This is a genomic window from Mesorhizobium sp. M7A.F.Ca.CA.001.08.2.1 (genome assembly GCF_003998455.1).
Classification (GTDB): domain Bacteria; phylum Pseudomonadota; class Alphaproteobacteria; order Rhizobiales; family Rhizobiaceae; genus Mesorhizobium; species Mesorhizobium ciceri.
This window is the reverse complement of sequence record NZ_RZPW01000254.1, coordinates 1-7,870: the sequence shown is the minus strand read 5'-3', so window position 1 is coordinate 7,870 and position 7,870 is coordinate 1. Positions and strand designations below refer to the sequence as shown.

At 64.4% G+C, this 7,870-nt stretch carries 6 protein-coding genes and 1 pseudogene; 2 read left to right on the top strand and 5 right to left on the bottom strand.

The features are described 5' to 3' along the window. A pseudogene (locus EN914_RS16680) lies at positions 1 to 799 on the bottom strand (RNA pseudouridine synthase); the annotation flags it as partial. A 182-nt stretch (positions 800 to 981) separates the two neighbouring features. Between EN914_RS16680 and EN914_RS16675 the strand changes: the two are divergent. Further along, complete coding sequence (locus EN914_RS16675; protein ID WP_013532358.1) at positions 982 to 1,431, top strand: nucleoside deaminase; 450 nt, start codon at positions 982 to 984, stop codon at positions 1,429 to 1,431. Between the two features lie 36 nt (positions 1,432 to 1,467). Here the strand turns inward: EN914_RS16675 and EN914_RS16670 are convergent, their stop codons facing one another. The 3 genes from EN914_RS16670 to EN914_RS16660 all read right to left on the bottom strand — a co-directional run bounded on the left by EN914_RS16670 (position 1,468) and on the right by EN914_RS16660 (position 6,355). Beyond that, a complete protein-coding gene (locus EN914_RS16670) occupies positions 1,468 to 2,139 on the bottom strand; it encodes a hypothetical protein (RefSeq protein WP_013532359.1) in 672 nt (223 codons plus the stop codon). A gap of 211 nt (positions 2,140 to 2,350) precedes the next feature. Then, complete coding sequence (gene ileS / locus EN914_RS16665; protein WP_024504840.1) at positions 2,351 to 5,314, bottom strand: isoleucine--tRNA ligase; 2,964 nt, start codon at positions 5,312 to 5,314, stop codon at positions 2,351 to 2,353. Positions 5,315 to 5,548: 234 nt separating this feature from the next. Further along, positions 5,549 to 6,355 (bottom strand): MipA/OmpV family protein, encoded by an 807-nt coding sequence (locus tag EN914_RS16660; protein WP_024504841.1) that lies wholly within the window; start codon positions 6,353 to 6,355, stop codon positions 5,549 to 5,551. A 194-nt stretch (positions 6,356 to 6,549) separates the two neighbouring features. On the opposite strand from EN914_RS16660, the gene EN914_RS16655 reads away from it, so the two are divergent. Then, complete coding sequence (locus EN914_RS16655) at positions 6,550 to 7,104, top strand: HdeD family acid-resistance protein (RefSeq protein WP_013532362.1); 555 nt, start codon at positions 6,550 to 6,552, stop codon at positions 7,102 to 7,104. Position 7,105: 1 nt separating this feature from the next. On the opposite strand, the gene EN914_RS16650 is transcribed toward EN914_RS16655, so the two are convergent. Further along, on the bottom strand, positions 7,106 to 7,870 hold a 765-nt coding region (locus EN914_RS16650; RefSeq protein ID WP_127389161.1), incomplete at its 5' end, for a bifunctional riboflavin kinase/FAD synthetase.

The following is a 7,870-nucleotide window of genomic DNA, read 5'->3' as shown; positions in this document are numbered from 1 at the left end:
CGGCGCGGGCCAGCCGCTTGGCGATGCGCTCGCCTGCCTCTTCCGCAGCCTCGGCGGGACGCGGGCGTGGCTTGAAGCTGCCGCCTGACGCCCCTTGCGGCCGATCGTTGAAATCCCGCTTCGGGCGATCGCTGAAGTCACGCTTGGGGCGGTCGGCGAAGTCACGCTTTGGGCGATCGCCGGCGTCACGCGGGGCGCGGTCACTGAAATCGCGCTTGGGACGGTCGAAGCGCTTTTCGCCGCCCGCTGCCGCCGCAGCCGGCCGGTCGCCCCGCGGTGCGTAGGGTTTGCGTGGCCCTTCGCGCTTCTCGTAGGGCTTGCGCTCGCCTTCAGCGGCCACCGGGCGGTCGCCGCGCGGTGCGTAGGGCTTGCGCGGTCCTTCGCGCTTTTCATAGGGCTTGCGCTCGCCTTCGGCGGCCACCGGGCGGTCGCCGCGTGGTGCGTAGGGCTTGCGTGGGCCCTCGCGCTTTTCATACGGTTTGCGCTCGCCTTCGGCGGCCATTGGACGATCGCCGCGCGGTGCATAAGGTTTGCGCGGCCCCTCGCGTTTCTCAAAAGGCTTGCCTTCGGGACGCGGGCCTTTGCTGAAAGGCTTGTCGCCGCCCTTGAAATCGCGCTTCGGCCGCTCGCCATCGGCAGCCATCGGCCGGTCGCCACGCGGTGCGTAAGGTTTCTTGGCGCCAAAGGACGGTTTGCCGCCCTTGCCCGCGGCGCCATCGCGGCTGCGCGGTCCCGCGGCTTTCGGCCCACTCTTGGCCGGACCCTTCCTGGGTCGGAATTTCTTGTCGTTGTCGTCCATGTGGCCTTTATCCGTTTGCGCTGCTACAGCGTGGCGCATCCTTTCGGGCGCGCAACGAACGCTGTAGCACTTTTGATGTGGCGCATGATCATTTTCGAAAACCGAGTCCCGATTTTCGAGGTCATGCGCTCCATAACAGGATCACCGTCAGGTGGCGAGGAGATAATCGGAGTGGAAATCGCGTGAAGCGGCCCGATTTCATGGCGCTGGCGCTGAAGGAGGCCGAAGCTGCCGCCTTGCGAGGCGAAGTGCCGGTCGGCGCCGTCATCGCCAACGGCGCTGGTGTTGTCGCCAGCGCCGGCAACCGCACACGCGAACTTGCCGACCCGACCGCGCATGCCGAGATGCTGGTCATCCGCGAAGCCTGCCGCAAACTGTCGGCAGAGCGGCTGACCGGGCACGATCTCTATGTGACGCTGGAGCCTTGCGCCATGTGCGCCGGCGCCATTTCCTTCGCCCGGCTGCGCCGGCTTTATTTCGGCGCCGCCGACGACAAGGGCGGCGCTGTGGTCAATGGCGTGCGCTTCTTCGCCTCGCCGACCTGCCACCACGCGCCCGACATCTATCCGGGCATGGGCGAGACCGAAGCAGGCCTGCTGCTTAAAGGATTTTTTCGGGAGCGGCGCGGCTGAAGCGGGCGCTACGCCCGGCGACACAATTCGGTGTTCTTACAGCCAATCGAACCAGCCGCTGCCCTTCTTGCCTTCCGCCTCTTTCTTGAGACGGCGTTCCTTCTTGTACTCGTCCTCGCCAAGCTCGTTCTGCGGCGCGGTGCCGGCCGCGACACGATACTGCACTGGAGGCTCGCTCAGATATTTGCGGGTGTTCGGATCGCCCTGCTTGCTGTCGGCGAGGCGACGCTGGATCTCGGCGGCACGGCCCTTGTCGGAATCGGCCGGTGTCCATGCCGGCGGGTGGCTCGAGCCTGACTCCGCCATCGCCCTTTTCACCGAGGCCGGATCGGTTTGCACGTCGTCGACGATCTCCGACTGATAGGCCGGGTCGTTCTGATGGGCGGTGGCATCGGCCCGCAAGCGGGCGCGGCGCTGCTCGGGCGATTCGGGCCATTCGGCGCTCGCCGTCTCGATGCTGTCCTGCGGGGCCGGCAGCGCTTCCTTCTGGCCGGGCGCCGGCTTTACAAGCGTCGGACGCGGCTTGTAGTCGATCTGTTCCTTGCGCTTCGGCGCAAATGAAAAGGCGCCTGAAATATCGCCGGCCAGCTGTTCGCCGGCGGTCTTGTCGGTGCCGTAGGTCGGAGAGCCCATGCAGCCGGACAAAGCGAGGCCCGACGCGACAAGCGGCGCCAGCAGCGCCAGGCGCGCATTATATCTCTCGGTCATGCCAAAAAGTCCCACTCTAGACAGCCTCTCGATTGCCACCAGCCTCGTGGCCGGTCCCCATCGTCCAAGCACTTGCGACGGAAATCCGGCGACAATTTGTCTTCCGGAGTTTCGCGTGTTTACCTCAACCACTCGTTAAGGGCAACGCGCGGGCGGTTTTCACCCGCCCGGCGTGGCATTTGTGCACCGATCAAGCTGGCCGGCCGGCCTGTCAAAGCCGGCCAAGCGCCTTCAATTCATGCAGCACCGCCGCGTCCCTGGCCGAAACATCCGGGAATTCCGGATCCTGGCCGACATCGGCGGTGTAGCGCCATGAGCGTGCGCATTTTAACAGGCCGCGATCCTCGGCCTTCTCGACCACCACGGCGACACCCCTGACGTCGTCGATCGCGAAGGCACCAGCCGGTGCCTCGCCATGCGCGATAACCAGATCGCTGGTGATCGCCATCTCGGCCATGTCGACATCTGAAATCGCCGCTTCGAGCGCTGCATCGTTGATGGTGACGACCGGCACCGCTTCCAGCGACGATCCGATCACCTTCTGGGCGCGCGCGATCTCCAGCGCGCCGGTAACGACGCGCCGCACCTGCCGCACCTGGCGCCACTTTTCCGCCAACGCCTCGTTCTTCCAGTCCGCCGGGATTTGCGGGAACTGGTCGAGATGCACCGAGACCGCGTCGGGATGACGATCGAGCCAGGCCTCCTCCATGGTGAAGGGCAGCATCGGCGCCAGCCATTTCACCAGGCAATCGAAGAGATGGCGCACCACCTGCACCGAAGCCTTGCGCTTCAGGCTCGACGGCGCGTCGCAGTAGAGCGCGTCCTTGCGGATGTCGAAATAGAACGCCGACAGCTCGACCACCATGAAATCGAGCAGCATGCGGGTGATGCGCTTGAATTCGAAGGCGTCGTAGCCCGAGCGCACGACCTCATCGAGCTCGGCCAGCCGGTGCAGCATCAGCCGCTCCAGCTCCGGCATCTTCTCCAACGGCACCTCTTCGCCATCGTCATGGGCGAGCGTGCCGAGCATCCAGCGGATGGTGTTGCGCAGCTTGCGGTAGGCATCGATGTTGGTCTGCAGCACGTTCTTGCCGAGCCGCTGGTCCTCCCAGTAGTCGGTCGTCACCACCCACAGACGCAGGATATCGGCGCCCGACTGCTTGATGACGTCCTGCGGCACCACGGTGTTGCCGAGCGACTTCGACATCTTGCGGCCATCCTCATCCATGGTGAAACCATGGGTGACGACAGTATCGTAAGGCGCCCTGCCCCTGGTGCCGCAGCTTTCCAGCAGCGAGGAATGGAACCAGCCGCGATGCTGGTCGGAGCCTTCGAGATAGACGTCGGCCGGCCATTTCAGGTCAGGGCGATCCTCCAGCGTGAAGACATGCGTCGAGCCCGAATCGAACCAGACGTCGAGGATGTCCATCACCTGCTTCCATTTGGAGGCATCGTGATTGCCAAGGAAACGCTCCTTGGCGCCAGCGGCGAACCAGGCGTCGGCGCCCTCCTTCTCGAAGGCGTCCATGATGCGCTGGTTGACCGCTTCGTCCTTCAGCACATTGCCGTCGACATCGGCGAAGACGGCGATCGGCACGCCCCAGGCGCGCTGACGCGACAGCACCCAGTCCGGGCGCTCCTCGATCATGGCGCGGATGCGGTTCTGGCCGGCGGCGGGCACGAAACGGGTGTCGTCGATGGCCTTGAGCGCCCGGCTGCGCAACGTCGAGCCGTCGCCGAGGTCCTTGTCCATATAGACGAACCATTGCGGCGTGTTGCGGAAGATGATCGGTTTTTTGGACCGCCATGAATGCGGATAGCTGTGCTTCAGCCGGCCACGCGCGAACAGCGCGTTGCGTTTGATCAGCTCGTCGATGACGGCCTGGTTGGCGTTGCCCTTCTTGCCGTTGTCGTCGATGACGCGCGCCGGCCCACCCTCGCGGTCCGGTCCGAAACCCGGCGCGTCCTTGGTGAAGAAGCCGCCATCGTCGACGGTGAACGGGATGGCGGGATCGATGCCGCGTGCACGCAGATCCACCGCCGCGTCCATCCAGGCGTCAAAGTCCTCGCGGCCGTGTCCGGGCGCGGTGTGGACGAAGCCGGTGCCGGCATCGTCGGTGACATGGTCACCGGCGAGCATCGGAACGGCAAATTCGTAGCCGCCGCCCAAGCCCTTGAGCGGATGTGAAAGCGTAAGGCTTCCAAGCTCTTGCGCCGAGACGCTGCGGAGACGATTCAAGGTGACCTTGGCCTTGGCCGAGGAGTCTTCGGCCAGTGCGTCGGCAAGGATCAGCTTTTCGCCCGGCTGCGGGCCGAACGCGTTCTCGGCTGCCGTGACCTCGTAGAGGCCATAATTTATACGCGGCGAATAGTTGACGGCGCGGTTGCCTGGGATCGTCCACGGCGTCGTCGTCCAGATGACGACGTGGGCCTGCAGCAGATCGAGGGCGCCCTCCGTCAGCTTGGTCTGGCCATCGTCAATGGGGCGGACAAGGCTGGCGACCGGAAACTTCACCCAGATCGTGTCGCTCTCATAGTCGTGGTACTCGATCTCGGCCTCGGCCAGCGCCGTGCGCTCGACCACGCTCCACATCACCGGCTTGGAGCCGCGATAGAGCTGGCCCGACATGGCGAACTTCAACAGCTCGCCGGCGATGCGCGACTCGGCATGGAAAGCCATCGTCGTATAGGGGTTCTTGAAGTCGCCGATGACGCCGAGGCGCTGGAACTCGGCCCCCTGCACCGTGATCCAACCCGCGGCGAATTCGCGGCATTCCTTGCGGAACTCGTTGACCGGCACCTCGTCCTTGTTCTTGCCCTTGGCGCGGTACTGCTCCTCGATCTTCCATTCGATCGGCAGGCCGTGACAGTCCCAGCCGGGCACATAGTTCGAGTCGTAACCGCGCATCTGGAACGAGCGGGTGATGACGTCCTTGAGGATCTTGTTCAGCGCATGGCCGATATGGATGTTGCCATTGGCGTAGGGCGGGCCGTCATGCAGCACGTATTTCGTGCGGCCGGCAGCGCTCTCGCGCAGCTTGCGGTAGAGATCCATGTCCTGCCAGCGCTTGACCAGCAGCGGCTCCTTCTCCGGCAAGCCGGCGCGCATCGGGAAGTCCGTCTGCGGCAAATAAAGCGTCTTGGAATAGTCGATCGTTTCAGTTGTATCGGTCATTGGTCTGCCATGTGCATTGCCCGGCGGGCGTACAAGCTCGGGCGTGAACTATCATGTTATGAAAAAAGCGCGAGGGGCGCGCAGAAACTCCCGGCGGCTCCGGCGGCGCTCAGGCCACCCGGAACACCGGGCCTGTAATTCGTATCGCGATCGCGAAAAGGCGCGAAAAGCTGGTCATGGCTGGGCTTTTAGCCGAAGCCACGGCAGGAATAAAGCGTCTCTCGTTCGATTCACCTACATCGTGAAATCGAAGCGGTAGGTGGTCGACACGCCGACCGTGAACTGGTTGCGGTCGCCACGCTCCTTGACCAGGCTGGAATCGGCCGCCGGTCCCATCAGGCGCGAATATTCGCCAAACAGGCTGGCGGTCATCGGCTCGGTCACCTTCCAGGTTATGGCGCCGCCAAGGCCGGTCGATTTCAGCCCGCCACCGGGATGGTATTCGCTCAGGCCGGAGGCCACCGCTTCCTGCGCGTTGACGCCATAATAGGCGTCGAAATAGTTGCCCGAGGCGAAGGAAACACGCGGTCCTCCCGAAATCCTGACGGTCGGCGTCACGTCGTAGAAGGCATCGGCGGCGATGTCGGCGACAAAGCCGTTGTGGGCGCGAATGCCGTGGCGCAGCTCGGCGCGGGCGCGCAGCCAGTCCGTCGGATAGAATTCGAAGAAGCCGCCGACTTCGCCGCCCCAGCGCACCGGATCCAGGCCCTTCAGCTCATCGGCGTTGTCATCGTCGCGGGAAAACAGGAACTTGCCGGTCAGGCCGGCGCGGACACCGCCATCGTCGACCAGCGCCAGCGAGATGTTGTCGTTGCGCGAGACAAAGCGTGCCGCCGGTCCAGCCTTGCCCAATGAGATGATGGGCTGGGCGCTCAGCATGTATTTCCTGCCGCCCTCGAAATTGGGCGCGACCAGGCCGGTGGCGCCAACGGTCAGATACCAGTCGCCGGACAGCCAGCTGCCCTCGCCCGCATTGGCGGCGCCCGCCCCGCCCAGCACCGCAGCGGCCAACACCAGAGAGATTCTTCCGACCGGACTCATGGCCACTCCACTAACACAACGCATATGACTACCGATGACAGCTTTGACGGCCGTTTGGTAAAATTTGATTTAAACCCGAGACATACGCTCGCGCTTTGCCGCGATGCCGCTGCCGGTCATCGACTGGACGTTGGCCCGCGCCCGGATTACCTTCCATCCGCAGTATTCCGCAGCCCTCGATGGAGACCGCGACAATGACCCTGCATGGCGACGCCCTGAAAATCGCGATCGAACAGACACGGACAAAATGGGGATGGTTTGTCGCGCTCGGTGTGCTGCTGCTCATCTTCGGCGGCATTGCCTTCGCCAACCTGTTCGTCGCCACGGTGGCTTCCGTATACGTCGTGGGATGGCTGATGCTGATGGCGGGCATCATCGAGATCGTGCACGCGTTCGGCGTCAAGACCTGGAGCCGCTTCTTCTACTGGCTGCTCAGCGGACTGCTGTACGCCGTTGCCGGCTTCTTCGCTTTCGGCAATCCGTTGCTTGCCTCGGCGGTGCTGACATTCCTGCTGGCGATTGCGCTGGTCGCGTCAGGGGTGCTCAGGGCCTGGGTCGGCTACAGCCATCGGCCGGAACGCGGCTGGGGCTGGATCGTCGCTGCCGGTGTCATCACCGCGCTTGCGGGCCTGATCATCGCCATGGGCTGGCCGGTCAACAGCCTGTGGGTGCTCGGTCTGTTCCTGGCGATCGATCTGATCTTCCAGGGCTGGACCTTCATCGCCGTTGGCCTGGCACTGAAGAAGTAGCTTAAAATGCCATCGCAGCGTCGAGGTCGGAGAGCGGCCTGACGCCGGCAAGCAGCGCGCGTGCCTCGGCTTCATCGCGCTTCATCTGCGCGACCAGCGCGTCGAGCCCCTCGAACTTCACCTCCGGACGCAGGAAACCGAAGAAGGAAACCTGACAAACCTCGCCATAGAGGTCGCCGGAGAAATCGAAGACAAAGGTTTCCAGCAGCGGCGCGCCGTTGTCGTCGACTGTCGGGCGTCGGCCAAAGCTGGCGACGCCGTCGTGAAGCGTGCCGTCGGCGCGGCGGAAGCGGACGGCATAGATGCCCTCCTTGAGTGCGGCTTCAGCCGACAGCCTCATATTCGCGGTTGGAAAGCCAAGGGTGCGGCCAAGCTGCTGTCCGCCGACCACCTCGCTTTCGACGGTGAACCGGTAGCCGAGCAGACCGGCGGCTTCAGCCACCTCACCCTCGCCCAGCAATCCGCGGATGCGGCTGGACGACACCACCTCGGCGCCCTCGTCCCGGAAGGCGTCGACGAGCGTGACGCCGAAGCCGTGACGCTCGCCGGCCGCCATCAGGTAGGCCGGGCCGCCCTGACGATCCTTGCCGAAATGGAAGTCGAACCCGGTCACGGCGTGAGTAATGCCGAGGTTCGTCTCCAGCACATCCGTCACGAACGCTTCCGCCGACAGCGAGGCGAAGTCGCGCGTGAACGGTTGTTCGACCAGTGCGGCAAAGCCCAGCAGCGACAGCAGCCGCGCCTTCATCGGCGGCGGCGTCAGCAC

Coding starts and splice junctions, on each gene's coding strand:
- EN914_RS16670 (WP_013532359.1), bottom strand. CDS start 2,139: ATGACCGAGAGATATAATGCGCGCCTGGCGCTGCTGGCGCCGCTTGTC.
- ileS (WP_024504840.1), bottom strand. CDS start 5,314: ATGACCGATACAACTGAAACGATCGACTATTCCAAGACGCTTTATTTG.
- EN914_RS16660 (WP_024504841.1), bottom strand. CDS start 6,355: ATGAGTCCGGTCGGAAGAATCTCTCTGGTGTTGGCCGCTGCGGTGCTG.
- EN914_RS16655 (WP_013532362.1), top strand. CDS start 6,550: ATGACCCTGCATGGCGACGCCCTGAAAATCGCGATCGAACAGACACGG.